Annotated in this window: 12 protein-coding genes; 7 read left to right on the top strand and 5 right to left on the bottom strand. The window is 50.8% G+C overall.

Annotated elements, in window-relative coordinates:
• The 4 genes from araA to ACKI5J_RS11740 all read right to left on the bottom strand — a co-directional run.
• On the bottom strand, positions 1-1,229 hold a 1,229-nt coding region (gene araA, locus ACKI5J_RS11755), incomplete at its 3' end, for an L-arabinose isomerase (RefSeq protein WP_407429668.1).
• Positions 1,230-1,249: 20 nt separating this feature from the next.
• Positions 1,250-1,948 (bottom strand): L-ribulose-5-phosphate 4-epimerase, encoded by a 699-nt coding sequence (locus tag ACKI5J_RS11750; RefSeq protein WP_407429667.1) that lies wholly within the window; start codon positions 1,946-1,948, stop codon positions 1,250-1,252.
• A gap of 25 nt (positions 1,949-1,973) precedes the next feature.
• Complete coding sequence (locus ACKI5J_RS11745) at positions 1,974-3,662, bottom strand: ribulokinase (protein WP_407429666.1); 1,689 nt, start codon at positions 3,660-3,662, stop codon at positions 1,974-1,976.
• Positions 3,663-3,733: 71 nt separating this feature from the next.
• A complete protein-coding gene (locus ACKI5J_RS11740; RefSeq protein ID WP_407429665.1) occupies positions 3,734-4,441 on the bottom strand; it encodes an NUDIX hydrolase in 708 nt (235 codons plus the stop codon).
• A 427-nt stretch (positions 4,442-4,868) separates the two neighbouring features.
• Between ACKI5J_RS11740 and ACKI5J_RS11735 the strand changes: the two genes are divergently transcribed.
• The 7 genes from ACKI5J_RS11735 to ACKI5J_RS11705 all read left to right on the top strand — a co-directional run bounded on the left by ACKI5J_RS11735 (position 4,869) and on the right by ACKI5J_RS11705 (position 15,882).
• The gene (locus ACKI5J_RS11735) at positions 4,869-7,916 is read left to right on the top strand and encodes a SusC/RagA family TonB-linked outer membrane protein (protein ID WP_407429664.1); all 3,048 of its coding nucleotides are present in this window, start codon (positions 4,869-4,871) and stop codon (positions 7,914-7,916) included.
• Positions 7,903-9,273, top strand: a complete 1,371-nt coding sequence (locus ACKI5J_RS11730) for a RagB/SusD family nutrient uptake outer membrane protein (protein ID WP_407429663.1) — start codon at positions 7,903-7,905, stop codon at positions 9,271-9,273. The genes ACKI5J_RS11735 and ACKI5J_RS11730 overlap by 14 nt, the downstream gene beginning before the upstream one ends.
• 15 nt (positions 9,274-9,288) lie before the next feature.
• Positions 9,289-10,155, top strand: a complete 867-nt coding sequence (locus tag ACKI5J_RS11725) for a cyanophycinase (RefSeq protein WP_407429662.1) — start codon at positions 9,289-9,291, stop codon at positions 10,153-10,155.
• A gap of 251 nt (positions 10,156-10,406) precedes the next feature.
• Complete coding sequence (locus ACKI5J_RS11720) at positions 10,407-11,513, top strand: DoxX family protein (RefSeq protein WP_407429661.1); 1,107 nt, start codon at positions 10,407-10,409, stop codon at positions 11,511-11,513.
• 18 nt (positions 11,514-11,531) lie between these two features.
• Positions 11,532-13,085: a hypothetical protein gene (locus ACKI5J_RS11715; protein WP_407429660.1), complete on the top strand. Its 1,554-nt coding sequence runs from the start codon at positions 11,532-11,534 to the stop codon at positions 13,083-13,085.
• 52 nt (positions 13,086-13,137) lie between these two features.
• Complete coding sequence (locus tag ACKI5J_RS11710) at positions 13,138-14,592, top strand: phytoene desaturase family protein (RefSeq protein ID WP_407429659.1); 1,455 nt, start codon at positions 13,138-13,140, stop codon at positions 14,590-14,592.
• Positions 14,593-14,619: 27 nt separating this feature from the next.
• On the top strand, positions 14,620-15,882 hold the full coding sequence (locus tag ACKI5J_RS11705; protein ID WP_407429658.1) for a YeiH family protein: 1,263 nt from the start codon (positions 14,620-14,622) through the stop codon (positions 15,880-15,882).
• A gap of 271 nt (positions 15,883-16,153) precedes the next feature.
• Here the strand turns inward: ACKI5J_RS11705 and ACKI5J_RS11700 are convergent, their stop codons facing one another.
• The gene (locus ACKI5J_RS11700; protein ID WP_407429657.1) at positions 16,154-16,462 is read right to left on the bottom strand and encodes a hypothetical protein; all 309 of its coding nucleotides are present in this window, start codon (positions 16,460-16,462) and stop codon (positions 16,154-16,156) included.
• Between the last annotated feature and the right edge of the window lie 182 nt (positions 16,463-16,644).

The following is a 16,644-nucleotide window of genomic DNA, read 5'->3' as shown; positions in this document are numbered from 1 at the left end:
TCAACCTCGTTCACCAACATACGGAAACGGTTACCCATATCCACGATAGACGCGATAAGAGCTGGTCCTGCTGCAACGTTGAATACCAAACGAACCGGATCTTCTTTACCACCAATTCCTAATGGGTGGATCTCACAAGATGGCTTTCCGTCAGCGATAGACTCGCAGATCTCCAGCATGTGTGAACCTAGAACCAATGGGTTTGAAGGATCAAAGTGATAAGTATAGTCTTCCATGAACGCGTTTCCGCCTTTCAACCCGCTTCCCATAACCTTCATCGCACGTACCAAAGCGGCAGTCTTCCAGTCACCTTCTCCTGCGAATCCAAATCCGTCTGCCATCAGACGCTGTGATGCGATTCCCGGAAGTTGTTTCATTCCATGAAGATCTTCGAATGTGTCAGAGAATCCTTTGAAACCTCCGTCTGTAAGGAACTGACGCATACCGATCTCGATCTTCGCTGCATCACGCAATGATGAATGCTGTGCTCCGCCTTTTCTCAAAGCTTCTACTACGGCATAACGCTCTGTGTATTCTGCAGTCAGCTTATCTACTTCTCCGTCGCTCACCTGGTTGATCACGGCAACTAAGTCACCGATACCATAGGTGTTTACAGAGAAACCAAACTTCAGCTCTGCTTCCACTTTATCTCCGTCGGTTACTGCTACGAAACGCATGTTATCACCGAAACGGCAGAACTTCGCACCTTGCCAGTCGTACCAGCCTGCAGCCGCACGGCTCCACGCATTGATCTGATCCAGTACTTCTTCGTCTTTCCAATGGCCTACAACCACTTTGCGCTCCATGCGTAAACGGGATACGATGAAACCAAACTCACGGTCTCCGTGTGCACTCTGGTTCAGGTTCATGAAATCCATGTCCATAGTGGCCCATGGAATATCACGGTTGAACTGGGTGTGCAGGTGCAATAATGGCTTGCGAAGGATCTTCAACCCGTTGATCCACATCTTGGCAGGGGAGAAGGTATGCATCCAGGTGATGATACCGATACAGTTCTCTGCTACGTTGGCTTGCTGACAGATCTGATAGATCTCGTCTGTGCTTTTTACTGTGGGCTTGAATACCACCTGCACAGGGATCTGCGAAGCGCCGTTCAATGATTTGGCAATCTCTTCAGAATGTGCCGCTACTTGCTTTAGGGTATCTTCTCCGTAGAGATCCTGGCTGCCGGTTACAAACCAGACTTCGAATTTTTTTAAATCTAACATAATGTTTTATCGGGATATTGTTATTGTCCGTAATAGGCGTTTGCTCCGTGCTTGCGCTCGTAATGCTTCTTGATAATGGAATCTTTCAGTCTTGGGGCAACGGGACTGATCTGCTCTGTTAAATAAGCCATCTGTGCTACTGTTTCCAGAACCGCACTGTTGTAAACGGCCTTTGCAGCGTCTTTTCCCCAGGTGAAAGGAGCGTGGTTACCCACCAAAACCATTTCTACTTCCTTGTAATCCAGCCCCTTGTTTGCGAAGCAATTCATGATCTGGAAACCGGTCTCGTATTCGTAGTTTCCTTCAATCATCGCATCTTCCATCGGAGGTGCGCAAGGGATATCTACGGTATTATGGTCTGCGTGCGTCGTTCCGAAGATCGGAATGTCACGCTGACTCTGTGCCCAGGCGGTTCCGTAAGTGGAATGGGTATGTACAATTCCGCCTATTTCCGGCCAGTGTTTGTATAGCACCGCGTGGGTCAGCGTATCAGAAGAGGGGCGAAGGTCGCCTTCTACTGTCTTACCGTCCAGGTCAACGATGACCATTTTCTCTGGTGTCAGATCTTCGTAGGGAACGCCGCTGGGCTTAATGGCGAATACGCCTAATTCCCTGTCCACGGCACTTACATTCCCGAAGGTAAAGAGTACCAGTCCCAGTTTGGGTAACTGCATATTGGCTTCGTATGCAGCTTGTTTGATGTGATCGTATTTACTCATCTTGTATATCTGTGCTAAAACAGGTTTAAGCGTGTACTTCTTCGGATAATAAGCCTTCAATCGCGTGTCCGGCTTCTGAATAATGGGCGTAGCGTTTCGCGTAGATAGCTACCCGCTCCGGGTTCGGATGGTATTCCGCGTCGAAACCCTGACCCATGGCTGCCATGGCGTCTTCCACACGTGGGTAGATGCCTGCTGCCGTAGCGGCAAACATAGCTGCACCTATAGCGCAGGTCTGCTCTGACTTATGAATGCGGATCGGCATGTTCATCACGTCGGCCATCATCTGCATGATGAAAGGTGATTTCTTCGCTACACCGCCTAAACCGATCAGTCCTTTTACCGGAACGCCCTGCTCATTGAAACGGTCTACGATTTTCTTGGCACCGAAACAGGTCGATTCTACCAGGGAACGGAACATCTTCACGGCGTCACTTCCCAGGTCAAGACCAAGGAACGCACCTTTCAATGCCTGGTTCGCGTCTGGTGTACGTCTGCCGTTTAACCACTCGATCGCATACTCGCCATATTCTTCAACAGGTAACAATGCGGCCTGCTTGCTGAGCTCAGGGATGATCTTTCCTTCTACTTCTTCTAAAAGACGTGCTGCGGTTTCTGCGTCAACGATAGAAGACTGTGCGACCAGTTGTTTAAAGGGACCCATCAGCACGTTCTTAAACCATGCGTAAGCATCTCCGAAAGCAGATTGTCCGGCTTCCATGCCGATCATTCCCGGAATGATAGATCCGTCTACTTGTCCGCATATTCCGTCTACCAATATGCCTTCTACTTCATCAGCAGGGGCAACGAGCATATCACAGGTCGATGTTCCCATGACTTTGCTCAGGTAATAGGGCTCAATCTGTCCGCCTACAGCACCCATATGCGCATCAAACGCACCGATACCAATCACGACGTCGTTGCTCAAACCCAAACGCTCAGCCCATTCGGCACTGATCACACCGGCTTGCTCTGCGGATGTATAGGTTTTGCTGGATAATCTGGAAGGGAATCCTTTCAATAAGGGGTCAAGGGAAACGAAGAACTCTTCCGGCGGAAATCCACCGAACTCTGCATTCCACAGTGATTTATGTCCTGCTGAACAAACGCTGCGCTTGATCTCGTCTACGTTGTTTCCGCCTGTTAACAGGAACGGGATCCAGTCGCAATGCTCTACCCAGGTATAGCAGGCCTGGCGTACGCTCTCATCGGCACGCAGGATGTGCAGCAGCTTGGACCAGAACCACTCTGATGAATAGATCCCGCCTACGTATTTGAGGTAATTGGTCTCAAACTTGGTGGCGTGCTCATTGATCTCCGCAGCTTCTTTTACCGCGGTGTGGTCTTTCCAAAGCACAAACATGGCGTTGGGGTTGTCCTTGAATTCAGGCAACAGGGCTAATGGAGTTCCTTCTTTGTTTACTGCAACGGGTGTTGATCCTGTTGTGTCCACAGAGATGGCTTTCACTTGCGCAGCTACTTCCGGACCTGCCTTCTCCAGACATTCCTTGATCGTGCTTTCTAAACCTGCAACGTAATCTTCGGGATGCTGGCGGAACTGATTCTTCTCAGGATCGCAGAATGCACCTTTTTTCCATTGAGGATAATAAAATACAGAGGCAGCTAATTCCTCACCGCTGTTCGCGTTTACGATTACTGAGCGTACCGAGTCCGTCCCGTAATCTACTCCAATAACAAATTTTTCTGAAGACATAATTGGTATTCGTGTCTAATTAACACTTAATAGCATCAAAAATAGAAATTACTCTTTAATATGTACGCTTTTTATAAAAGAAAATTATCCGGGGTGGGGACGAAGTTCACAAAGGTCTGCAGTTTGTTCTTATACTGGGTTTTGTCCAGCATATAATAGAATGCGCCTTTCTTCGATCCTTCTTTGTCTTTCTCTTTTTGCTTCACCAGGAGCTCTGCCGATAAGACTTTTCTGCTGAAATTACGCTTGTCGAATTCGGTGTCGTAAACGGCCGTATATAACGACTGCAGCTGCGGTAAGGTAAACTTATCGGGGAGGAGTTCAAAGAGGACCGGATGCAGTGCGGCTTTATACCTTAACTTTTTGAGCGCCGCTTCTACCATCTCATTATGGTCAAAGATGAGCTCCGGCCGGTCTTTTAACAGGAACCACTCCGGGCGGTATGCTTCGCTCAGCTGCTCGGTATATTTTTTAATGTCGATCAGGGCGAAATAGGTGATACTGATGACCCGCTCGATCGGATCTCTGGACGGGTTCCCGAAGGCCTCCAACTGTTCCATGTAAACGCCTTCCAGTCCGGTCAGCTGCTTCAGGATGCGGGCGGCGGCATTCTCCGGACTCTCATCCGGTTGCAGAAATCCCCCCACTACGCTCCATTTGCCCATCTCAGGTTCAAAGGCGCGGTGGATCAATAGCAGCTTCAGATTCTCTCCGTCGAACCCGAATATAATACAGTCTATGGCGATAAGTAGACGGCTTTGCTTGGAATACCTGTTCATGTATAGGTTTTTTCGATAAATCTGTTATTGGTTAAATACTAGCGAAAGATAAGAGATTTTACTGCCGCTGCTGCAATTAATGTCAAATTAACATTTGCAATAGAAATAAGTCTACTAATTCTATAGATTAATTATGAACTTATATTTTTTCCCCTATATTTGTCGTAACAAAAGCAAACATATCTCAACTCAAACTACTGAAAAGAAAATGAAGACGAAGAACTCTCGGTCTCATCAGACAAGGAAACAACGGAATGCACGCCATGCGGGGAATGCGCGAATGTGTTGTTGAGGGTAGGAAATAAATAAAGCCAGGAGAGTAGCTCTCCCGGCTTCGTTCAGATAAAACCAGAAAGTAACGCCAATTGCCACTGATTTTATCCTGTTCTTATCAATCGATTTCTCATTAATAAAAACATTCAAAGGTATGAAATTTAATACCCGAAGTTCGTATTCGGTCAGGTTTCTATGCGTATTGTTACTTGCCCTGTCTACTCCATTATTACTAAAATCTCAGGATAACCCCAAACCGCTCATCAACTCTACGCTGCAAGGTACCATACTTGATGCGAAGACGAAGGAACCACTTATCGGGGTCTCCATTCAGCTAAAAGGAACGACTCACTCGTCGTATACCGATTCAAAAGGACGCTTCCAGTTCATTACGGGACAGAAATTCCCTTATAACATCATCATCAGCTACATCGGCTATGAGAAAAAGGAACTTACCGTAAACGGCAGTCCTGTTGAAGTGCTCCTTAAGGAGGATATCAAAACATTGAACGAAGTGGTTGTTGTAGGTTATGGTACGCAGAGCAAACGCTCTGTCATCGGTGCGGTCTCTACCATCAAAACTTCTGAAATTGCCAATCAGCCTTCGGCGAGCTTTGACCAGCAGATCCAGGGCAGGGCGGCGGGTGTCCAGGTCGGCTCGAATACGGGTGTTCCGGGCGACGGCCTCTTCTTCCGCATCCGCGGAACGACTTCAATTAACGCGAGCAGCGACCCGCTCTATATTATAGATGGGGTGTTTATCAACAACCAGTCGCTTCAGAAGATCACCACGCAGGGACAGTCTAATAATCCGCTGGCGGATATTAACCCTTCTGACATCGAATCTATCTCTATTTTGAAAGATGCGGAAGCTACCGCGATCTACGGGGCCAGGGCTGCTAATGGGGTGGTACTCATCACCACCAAACGGGGGACCTATAATTCCAGACCCAAGATTTCACTGAATATCTACCAGGGTGCCTCATGGGCACCGAAGCTTTGGGACCTGTTGACTGGTCCGGAGCATGCCAGCATCATCAATGAGGCCTGGGCAAATGACGGTAAGCCTTTTGCTACCCGTCCGTTTCGTCCGGTCTCTGAGGGGGGACGCGGCCTTCCGGAGGAGCAGCAGACCTATGATCGTCTGAATGATGTCTTCCGCACGGGTCGCCTGCAGAATTACGATCTCTCGGTATCGGGGGGTAACGATAAAACCCGCTACTACATAGGAGGGGGGTATTCGGCCCAGGACGCTACGCTAAAGACCAACGACTACAGCCGCGCCAGTTTTAAGATCAACCTCGACCAGACTATCAATTCTTTCCTGAAGGTCGGAACCAGCAATACGCTCGCCAGATCTCAACGCGCCAACGCACGTGTGGGGGATGGCCCTCAGGGCGGAATTCTTCAGGCGGCGCTTCATACGCCAACCTATCTGCCCAAATTCAACGCCGACGGGACCTATGCGAAATGGGCCGGCTTTGATAACCTGGATGTCCTGATCAATAACACGGATATGCAGTCGGTCAGCACCCGTTACATCGGTAATGTATACGGTGAGGCGGAGATCGCCAAAGGTCTGAAGTTCCGCAGCAGCTGGAGCCTGGACTATAACAACTACGATGAGTACGAATACTGGAATTCGCTCACCAACCGCGGCAGCGCCAACAAGGGTCTCGCCGCGTCCAGCATCAGCCAGAACCTGATCTGGAGCAGTGAGCAAACCTTGACATACCGCAATACCTTCAGTCAGGATCATACCATCGGCGTGCTCCTCGGAAATTCCGTTCAGGGAAATACGGCGAAGCAAACTTTCGCTCAGGGAACCAATTTTCCGTCTGACGACTTGAAGCAGATTGCTTCGGCGGCTACCACCATATCATCATCTAACCTGGCGGAAAACAAGCTTTCTTCGTTCTTTACCCGGGTCGATTACAACTATGCGGGCAAATATTTCCTGGAGGCGAGTCTTCGTGCCGACGGCTCATCCCGCTTTGGTGCGGATAAGAAATGGGGGTATTTCCCTTCCGCAGGTCTGTCCTGGCGTGTGAAAGAGGAGTCATTCCTGGTTAACTCTCAGACCATCAGTGATCTGAAAATCCGCGCCAGCATAGGCTTGACCGGTAACCAGAACGGTATTGATAACTATGCCGCTCTAGGCCTTTGGCAGGGTGGGTATAACTACCTCGATAATCCCGGTTCTATCCCGGTGCAGCTGGCGAATGCCAACCTGGGCTGGGAGTCTACCCGCCAGACGAACCTGGGTGTAGACCTGGGTCTCTTCAAAGACCGCCTGGGCATCGAATTCAACGTATACCATAAATACACGGAAGATCTTCTCCTGAACGATCCTCTCGCGCCGAGTACCGGATTCTCTTCCATCACCAAAAATACCGGTGAGATCAGCAATAAGGGCATTGAGCTCGGCATCAACAGTACCAACATCGCTGGCGGGCATTTCAAATGGCAAACCAATCTGAACCTGGGAAGAAACATCAACAAGATTGAAAAGCTGCCGACGCCTATCGACGCGTCGTATAACACCATCCGCATGATCGAGGGCTATCCCCTGTATTCTTTCTTTGTCTACAAGCAGCTGTACGTTGATCCTCAGACGGGCGATGCGGTATATGAAGACCTGAACCAGGATGGCCAGCTTACCGTTGCGGATAAACAGGTGGTCGGCAATGCTTCTCCTAAATTGTTTGGTGGCTTGAATAACGCCTTCTCCTTTAAGGGTATCGACTTGTCTGTATTCTTTAATTTCTCTTATGGAAATAAGATTTATAACAACAACCGTTTCTTCCTGGAATCGGGTGGTACGCGTGACGACCGTCGTGCGATCAACAAGAACCAGCTCAACAGATGGCAGAAACCGGGTGATATCACGGATGTTCCCCGCGTAACGACTCAGGGAACAAACTACACCTTAAGTCCGAGCAGTCGCTTCGTGGAAGATGGTTCCTTCCTGCGTCTGAGCACAGTGAACCTGGGCTATACCTTGCCTAAGCATTTAAGCAGTAAGGTTAACGCTTCCACGATCCGCTTCTACGTTACCGGAACCAATCTGGCGCTGTGGACGAAATACAGCGGCCCGGATCCTGAAATTAATGTTACTTCCAACCCCTTGGTCCAGGGTTATGACCTCGGCACTCCGCCTGTTCCACGTACTATTCAACTGGGTCTTAATGTCACACTTTAAATTGAAAGCACTGATGAAACGCTTAGCTTATATATTCCCTTTCTTGCTGCTGCTTACGTCCTGCGAGAAATTTCTGGAAGTCGACCCCCAACTGCAGGTTGACGAATCCAAGGCGATCACCAACGCCTCTTCTGCTACCACAGCCCTTAACGGTCTGTATAATCGTCTGGGGACGAATGATTATTACGGTTCTAATTTTCCGGCGCTTTCCTACCTTTCCGGTGGGGATGTGCAGTGGTCAGGCTCGCAGTCGGCGCCTCAGGAAGTCGTTCTTCACCGCCTGACCGCAGATAACGGCTATGTAGGTTCTGCCTGGGCGGCCATCTATAAAACGATCCTCTCTGCAAACTACATTATCCAGGCAGTGCCCCAGGTGGTGGACCCTCTGTTTACCGAGACGCAGAGGAATGAGGTCCTGGGGCAGGCCTATTTTATCCGGTCCCTGGCTTATTTTGACCTGGTGCGCGGCTGGGGCGGTGTTCCGATTATCCTGACGCCTACACGTGAGGCGAGCGAGAATGCGAATGTCGCCAGGAGCACAGTGGCGGAAACCTACGCGCAGGTGTTGAAAGACCTGGAGCTGGCGGAAACCTTGCTGCCTGAAACAACCAACCGCCATAAAGCAACCCGTAAAACGGTTTGGGCCCTGCGCGCCCGTTATCACCTGTACCGCTCGGAGTGGGAGCAGGCTGAATCGTATGCCACAAAGGTGATCAACGATTCGGGCAACTACTCGCTGCTGAAGCCTTACGCGGCCTTTTTTGCCAGCAATGCGGTGGGTACTGCGGAATCTGTTTTGGAGCTGTCGTACACGATCTCTTCTGTAAATAACCACAGCAACTGGTGGCTGCCTCCTGCTCTTGGTGGCAGGAGGGAATGGTCGCCTGCTCCCCAGCTGGTGACGCTGTTAACCAGTGCGGAAACGGGTGGTGGCCGCAAGGAGTTGCTCGGACAAACGGCTGCTCCGGGCAACCTCTGGTACGGCAAGCTCTATTACCGTTCGCCAACGGGTACCGATCCGGCATACATTATCCGCACGGCGGAGCTTTACCTGATCCGTGCGGAAGCACGCGCACAGCAAAATAATCTGGGCGCTGCTCTGAATGACCTCCATGCGGTCCGCGACCGCGCTGGCCTGGCCGCGCTGATAACAACGGATAAAACCGATTTGCTGAATGCCATATCGGAGGAAAGGCGACTGGAGTTCGCGTTTGAGGCTGACCGCTGGTTTGACCTGGTGCGGACTGGCAAAGCCGGCGAAGTTCTCGGAATTACCAACCCCAACAAATACCTCTTCCCGATCCCGACAGCGGAGATCGTGGCTAACGCTGCGATTGTTCAAAATACCGACTATTAAATCATCATGACGACTATGAAATCTATTAGAAGCTTTATGATCGCAACGGTACTGTTGCTTGCAGCCCAAACGGGCTTTAGTCAGAAAACCCCGGCTGCACAGACAGTCGGGCCTGAAAAAGGTTCCCTCCTGATCGTCGGTGGCGGCAAAGTCGGTCCGGAGATCTGGTCTAAGTTCATTGAGCTGGCGGGAGGCGAGTCTGCCAATATCATCATCATCCCAACGGCGGGTGATGATTCCACTATCAACCGCGGGGTCTTCAAAGAAAAGGAACTGCTGGAGTCGCTGGGCGTACACACAGTTTCTATCCTGCATACCCGGGACCCGAAAGTTGCGGATACAGAAAAATTCGCCGCGCCGGTGAAAAAGGCAACCGGTATCTGGTTTGTCGGCGGCCGCCAGTGGAAGATTGCCGACGCGATACTTAACACCCGCACGCACCGCGAACTGAATAACCTGCTGAACCGGGGCGGCGTGATCGCCGGAACTTCTGCCGGGGCTACTATTCAGGGTTCGTTCCTCCTCCGTGGCGATACGAAGGGAAACTCCATTCTGGTAGGTGATCACCTGCAGGGCCTGGATTTCATCCATAACGTAGCCATCGACCAGCACATCCTGAAAAGGAACCGGCAGTTCGACCTCATCGGGGTGATCCGCAGCAAACCTGAACTGCTGGGGATCGGCATTGATGAGAGCACCGCTATTCTGGTGCAGAAAGACACTTTCGAAGTGCTCGGAACATCTTACGCCGCCGTTTATGAAAGCGGTACATTGAATTCCCCCGCACCCTTTGTATTACTGGGACGGGGACAACAATACGACCTGAAAAACCGCCAGGTAATTGCCACCGGGACAAAACCCGCTACCCTGATCAGCCAATAAATTTTGAAGAGATGACTACTTTAAAACCCACTGAAGCGCTGTCACCCTGGAAGTCCTATGAAAAAGTACTGTTCCGTTTCTTTTTCATCTACTTCCTCTTACAGGTGGTTCCGCTCGATCCGAAGTTCTACGCGGAGCTGTTTAACGCCGAAGACGGCTATCCGCTGTACGGATACATCTTCCAAATCTCCCGCTACGCACCGCACTTTTTCACTGCCGCAGAGTCCTTTCTGAATTGGGCCGTGATCGCGGTGATCGCACTGGTGGGTGCAGCAGTATGGACGGCGAAGGACAAGGGCCGTGCAGAATATCACTCCCTCTATTACTGGCTCAGGGTGATGCTGCGCTACCGTCTCGCCCTGGGCGTGATAGGTTACGGCTTTATCAAGGTATACCCGATGCAGTCGCCTTTTCCCTCCCTCAGCAATCTGAACACCAACTATGGCGACCTGACTTCCTGGAAGATCTTCTCCATGACCCTGGGAATCGTCCCGGGCTATGAGTCTTTCCTCGGCTGGGTGGAAATTCTGGCGGGACTGCTGCTCCTCTACAGGCAGACGGCCACCATCGGTGCCTTCCTGGTGATCGTCTATACCGGAAATGTATTTTTGGCGAACCTGGCCTACGAAGGAGGGGAGTACGTATACGCATTTTACCTGATTGCTATAGCGCTTTTTCTCCTCGCCTATGACGCGATCAGGCTTTATACCCTGTTTGGTCTGGAAAAGCCAACTCTCCCGACTATATTCAAGCCTCATTTTCAAGGAAATCAAAAGAGCATCCGTCTGGCGCTGAAATCGGCCTTTGTGGTGATTTTCCTCCTGGTTTACGGTTTCGCAACGCAGAAGGGATTCGAAACTGATGCCTATCAGTACCCTAAAACTGCAGGCTTGCCTGATGCGAGCGGCATCTATGAGGTTGCGGAGTTTCGCCTCAATGACAGCATTATCCCGTATTCGGCGGTCGATAGCCTCCGATGGAAAGACGTGGTTTTTGAGGAATGGGCTACCCTGAGTGTCCGTTCCAATCGGCCGGTGATTCTCGAACCGGCCAATGTCGAGACGATCCGGGTAGCCGACAGCGAACGTCGCTATGAAGTGACCGGTTCCGCGGGAAGGCATTACTATTCCTACCGGATCGACGCTGCCCGTAATGTGCTTCTCCTTCAGAACAAGAACAGCAATTACCCCGACGACAAGATCGAGCTGAATTTTACCCGGCCGAACGACCGTCAGATCATCCTCTCAGGCCGCAACAACCAGGAGGACTCGATCTACGTGGTACTGAACAAGAAGGATAAGAAATACCTCTTTAAGGAAGTGGCCAAACAGGGAAGAGGTAAAGCACTCGAATTATAATTCCGAATTGACAAGAAGATGCAAACAAACACAGACATCAGCGCACCGGAACAACGCAAGCCGGTATTGACAGAGAATAAGGCCTGGAAACCCTACCAGATCTTTCTCTTTCGGGTAGCCTTTATCTTTTTTATCATCATGTCCATACCGGGTTCCGCGAGCTGGTACAAGGGCTTTTTCGGTATCGACTGGACGAGTGTGCACTACCGCGACCTCTATGATATTGCCCGCTTTCAGCCGGCTTTCCTGCGCGGAGCAGGGAGGATCCTCTACGGATACGGGGAGTGGCTGGTTATCCTGGGTATTTCCATTATCGGATCCGGGATCTGGTACCTGTTTGATAGACAACGCAAAGAATACACCAAGCTAAATTACTGGTTGAGAGTGATCGTCAGGTACCGGGCCGGTATCGGGATCATCGGCTTTGGTTTTACCAAGCTGCTTCCTGTACAAATGCCCTATCCTTCGGTCGGCTTGCTCAACACGGATTTCAGCGACCTCACCCTGCAGAAAATCTACTGGCTGTCCATCGGTATTGTTCCCTGGTACCAGGTATTCGCCGGTGTGGTGGAAGTGGCTGCGGGGATGATGCTCTTCTTCCGGAAGACAACCCTGCTGGGTGCTATTCTCCTTTTCGGAGCATTGGGAGACATCGTTTACGTCAACTTCGCCTATGATGGCGGCGTGCATGTTTACAGCTCCTACTTTGCGCTGTATGGCGCTTTCCTGATCATCCACGATATACCCAAGCTGTACAACCTGCTGATCCTGGAACGTCTTACTATTCCGCGCAACTACTATCCTTCGTTCGCCCGGCCCTGGCAGAAATATCTGCGTATCGGCCTGAAGACGCTGGTGATTGTTGTCTTCCTGGGCCTGCTGTTTTATGTTCAGACCCTCAATTTTCTTTATGATCCGTATAAGCAGCCGGCCGTAAGCGGGGTGAAGGAGCTTCGTGGTTTATATCATGTGGCCGAGTTCCGCATCAACGACAGGCTTATTCCGGAGTCGCCGAATGATTCGCTCAGATGGCAGCAGGTGACGTTTGAAAAGTGGTCTACCTTAACGTATAATGTAAATAAACCCGTGAAGCTGGATCTTTCCAACGGTGGTGGTTCACCCATGAGGGATATCAACCGGACTTTCGAACTGACCGGTGTAGCTGGCGGGAGGCGCGTGTTCTACTACGAGGCCGATACCCGGAACAATGTCCTGTATCTGCAGGATAAAAACGTGGCGAGGGCGCGTCAGGAACGTGCCGCTGCTTTTGAACCTAAGCAGCCTGAACAAGCGGATAACTGGATTCCAAAAGAAGCGCTCGCCCATATCGGTGATGAAAATCTGAAGATCGAACCGCTGGCGTTGACCACCAGACGTACCCGCGGAATCAAGACGGAAAAGGAAAAAGATCCCAAACGGAACCGGATGATCCTGCGCTACTCGACTACCGACGGCTCCCGGGTCGTCCTCGAGGGCACTGATGAACATAACAACTCCCTGCACATGGTGCTGAAGAGAGTTGACCGCCAATACGCCTTGTCGGAGGGTAAACTGGAGGCCGGTAAATATTAGTACAAATTCAATAATTTAGCAAACGAGATGAAGCTCGAATTTATTCAGAAGTATGACAGGAAAAGCGAATAGCCACGAGTATGATGCCATAGTGGTAGGGTCGGGTCCCAATGGCTTGGCGGCGGCGATTACGCTCAGACAATCAGGCTTATCTGTCCTTTTAATTGAAGGAAAATCAGAGATAGGAGGTGGTATGCGCTCAGCTGAACTCACCCTGCCGGGCTTTGTGCACGACATCTGCTCTGCCGTGCATCCGATGGCTGCCCGGTCTCCCTTCTTCCGCTCGATCCCCCTGGCCGATCATGGGCTCAGCTTTGTTACGCCCGAAGTGGCGGCTGCACATCCCTTCGACGGGGGACATGCGGCTGCCCTCCACCTATCCATCGAAAAGACCGCTGCCTCGCTGGGTAAAGACGGCCCGGTTTATACCCGCCTGATGAACTCCGTGTGCGAGGCCTGGCCATTGATTGCCAAGGATGCATTAGGTCCGCTTCATTTTCCTTCCAGGCCCTTTACCATGGCCGGTTTCGGACTAAAGGCACTGCCTTCAGCCTGGAGCCTGGCGAAGATGTTTACGCAAAAGGAGGCAAGGGGACTCTGGGGCGGCATGGCGGCGCACGCCATACAACCGCTGACGAACCTCAGCACTTCAGCGATCGGACTTGTGCTGATGGCTAACGGGCATCTCGGCGGCTGGCCGATCCCTGTCGGCGGCTCCGTCTCCATAGCCAACGCGATGGTATCCTACTACCTTTCCCTGGGTGGTAAAATAGAAACCAACTTTCAGGTCAGCTCACTGGAGCAGCTGCCGAGTGCCCGTGCGGTACTCTTTGATGTTACGCCAAGGCAGCTTCTTAAAATTGCCGGTCATAAGTTCTCGTCCATTTACAAATGGCAGATGGAGCGGTACCGCTATGGGATGGGCGTATTTAAGATCGACTGGGCGCTCGATGGCCCGGTCCCTTTTACAGCCGAAGAATGCCGTCGTGCAGGGACTATCCACCTCGGCAATACCATCGAAGAGATAGCAGCAGGCGAGAAGCAGAGCAGTGATGGCAAGATCGTCGACAAACCCTTTGTGCTCATGGCCCAGCAAAGCCTTTTCGATCCGTCGCGGGCACCCGAAGGCAAACATACGGTATGGGCTTATTGTCACGTTCCGCATGGCTCTAACGTCGATATGACGGCCGCCATTGAGAACCAGGTGGAGCGTTTTGCTCCCGGTTTCAAAGAGCGTATCCTGGCGAAACATACCATGAACGCATCCGAGATGGAAGCGTATAACCCCAACTATATCGGCGGTGATATCAATGGTGGAATTCAGGACGTCAGGCAGCTGTTTACGCGGCCTGTTCTCAGGCGTTCGCCTTATACCACCTCTGCAGAGGGGATCTATATCTGCTCCTCATCAACGCCTCCCGGTGGTGGTGTACACGGCATGTGCGGCTATCATGCCGCAAAGAAGGCTCTGAAAGATATGTTCAATCTCGACGCTCCAACTATTTAAAATACACGGTTTTATAAAATTTTATTTATGTCATCAACTCATACCCGCTTTTCTCTTCATGAGGATTGGACAGTGGTCGTACTCGGAATCCTGATCATCGTTCTCGCCATATTGGGCATCGTTGTTCCCGCCCCGTCATTCAACTGGAGCAATTCAGCTGAACTAAGTCATACCGTATTTTCGTCCGCCAATCTTCAGGCAATTGTCCTTCAGTTTCTTGCCGTCCTGGTCATCGCAGTGCTGGGAGCCTGGCTCACCGCGAAGCCTCTGAAGAACCTTCTCTTCACCTTTCCGTCTGTCTACGCGCTGACGCTGGTGGCACTCATCCTCGCCGGTAACCAACAGGTTAAGAACCTGAACCTCGAGGCGGTGATTTTCAGTTTGTCTCTCGGCCTGATCATCAGCAACTTCTTTCGTTTGCCGCAATGGTTCCGGGATGCGTTGTCTACGGAGCTCTATGTAAAGATTGGCCTGGTGCTTCTGGGTACTACGATCATATTTGGCGACATCCTCAAAGCCGGTTCCCTGGGCCTGATACAGGCGCTGGTCGTAGTTTTGTCCGTTTGGTACTTCGCTTTCTGGCTCTGCCGGAAGCTGAAGATCGACAACGAGCTCACCATGATGATTTCCAGTGCCGTGTCCATTTGTGGAGTATCGGCTGCCATTGCTACCTCCGGAGCGATTAAAGGAGATTCCAAGAAGCTCTCTTATGTGATTTCGATGGTGCTGATCACCGCGATCCCCATGATGATCATCATGCCCTATATCGCCAGTTATTTTAATTTCCCCGACGAGGTTACCGGTGCCTGGCTGGGTGGCAGTATCGATACCACGGGTGCGGTGGTTGCTTCCGGAAGTCTGGTAGGCGAGAAGGCGCTTGAAATCAGTACCATTGTCAAGTTTTCACAGAACGTCCTGTTGGGGATAGCGGCCTTTGCTATTTCGATATACTGGACCTATACCAATAATCCGCTGGCTACGAAGGAAGATACCAAGCCTACCCTGGGTGTCATCTGGGAGCGCTTTCCCAAATTCGTGCTCGGTTTTGTCGCGGCATCCCTGATCTTCTCTTTTTTTGTTCCATCGGAGGTTAACGCGGAGATAAAGGGAAGTCTGAAAAGTTTGCAGGGTCTTTGGTTCGCACTCGCGTTCACCAGCATCGGATTGGAAACCCGGTTTGCAGACCTGTTTAATAAAGACAGCAGGAAGCCGCTGTACGCCTTCCTCATTGCGCAGCTGTTTAATATCCTCGTGACGCTGGTGATTGCATTTATGCTGTTTGGTTCTTAGGTGTCTGCTCCGGGCATTCTTGTCCTTGTGTTTTATGCTGAACCGTAAAGTTTATCAGGTAGATTCCGCAGGATCTGCCGGGTAAGATGTCCCGGTCAGGCTGCCCCCCGCGGGCTACCTGGCTAGGGGCATCTTGCGTATGTGCCCTTATTGTGGCGGTGTTGAGTCCGTGTTGAGTCCATGTTTTACGACGACAGGTGGGACTCAACATGGACTCAATACGGACTAAACAGGGATTTATAGAGACGGAGTACCGGGCAGGGTGCAAAGGTTATAGCAATCTGATCCGGGTGGAGCGGATCATGATTTCGTCCTGTTGCAGGTCATCCTGGAGTTGTTTTTTGCGTTTCTGCCAGTATTCTTCGTCCAGATGCTCCGTCATGATTTCATAAATGATGATGGTATCTTTAACCGGTTTGTCATTTTCCGGCTTCCACAATCCGGTAGCGGGAGCTTTACTGTGAATAGTCAGTCCGCCGAAAGCGTTGGTGAGCTCATCCTTAAGGTCAGAGAATATTTTTTCCGGGAACGGGTGTCCTCCGGAGTCGTAAAGCGGGAGGAATAATTCAATCAAATGCATACGTATCAGGTCTGTTCTCCGATGATGAACGGCTTAACCGGATTCTGGTTTGCAGAGAAAGGCAAAAAAAAAGCCCTTAAACAACAAAAGCATCCTGTGAGAGGATGCTTTTGATCAATATATAAAATGAGTTTGATTAACCGATCTTAACATTAATTGCGTTTAGGCCTTTTCTGCCCTGT

Origin of the sequence: Arcticibacter sp., from assembly GCF_045629565.1 — a bacterium.
GTDB lineage: Bacteria > Bacteroidota > Bacteroidia > Sphingobacteriales > Sphingobacteriaceae > Arcticibacter.
The sequence above is the reverse complement of the archived record's forward strand: the minus strand, read 5'-3'. Positions and strand labels throughout refer to the sequence as shown.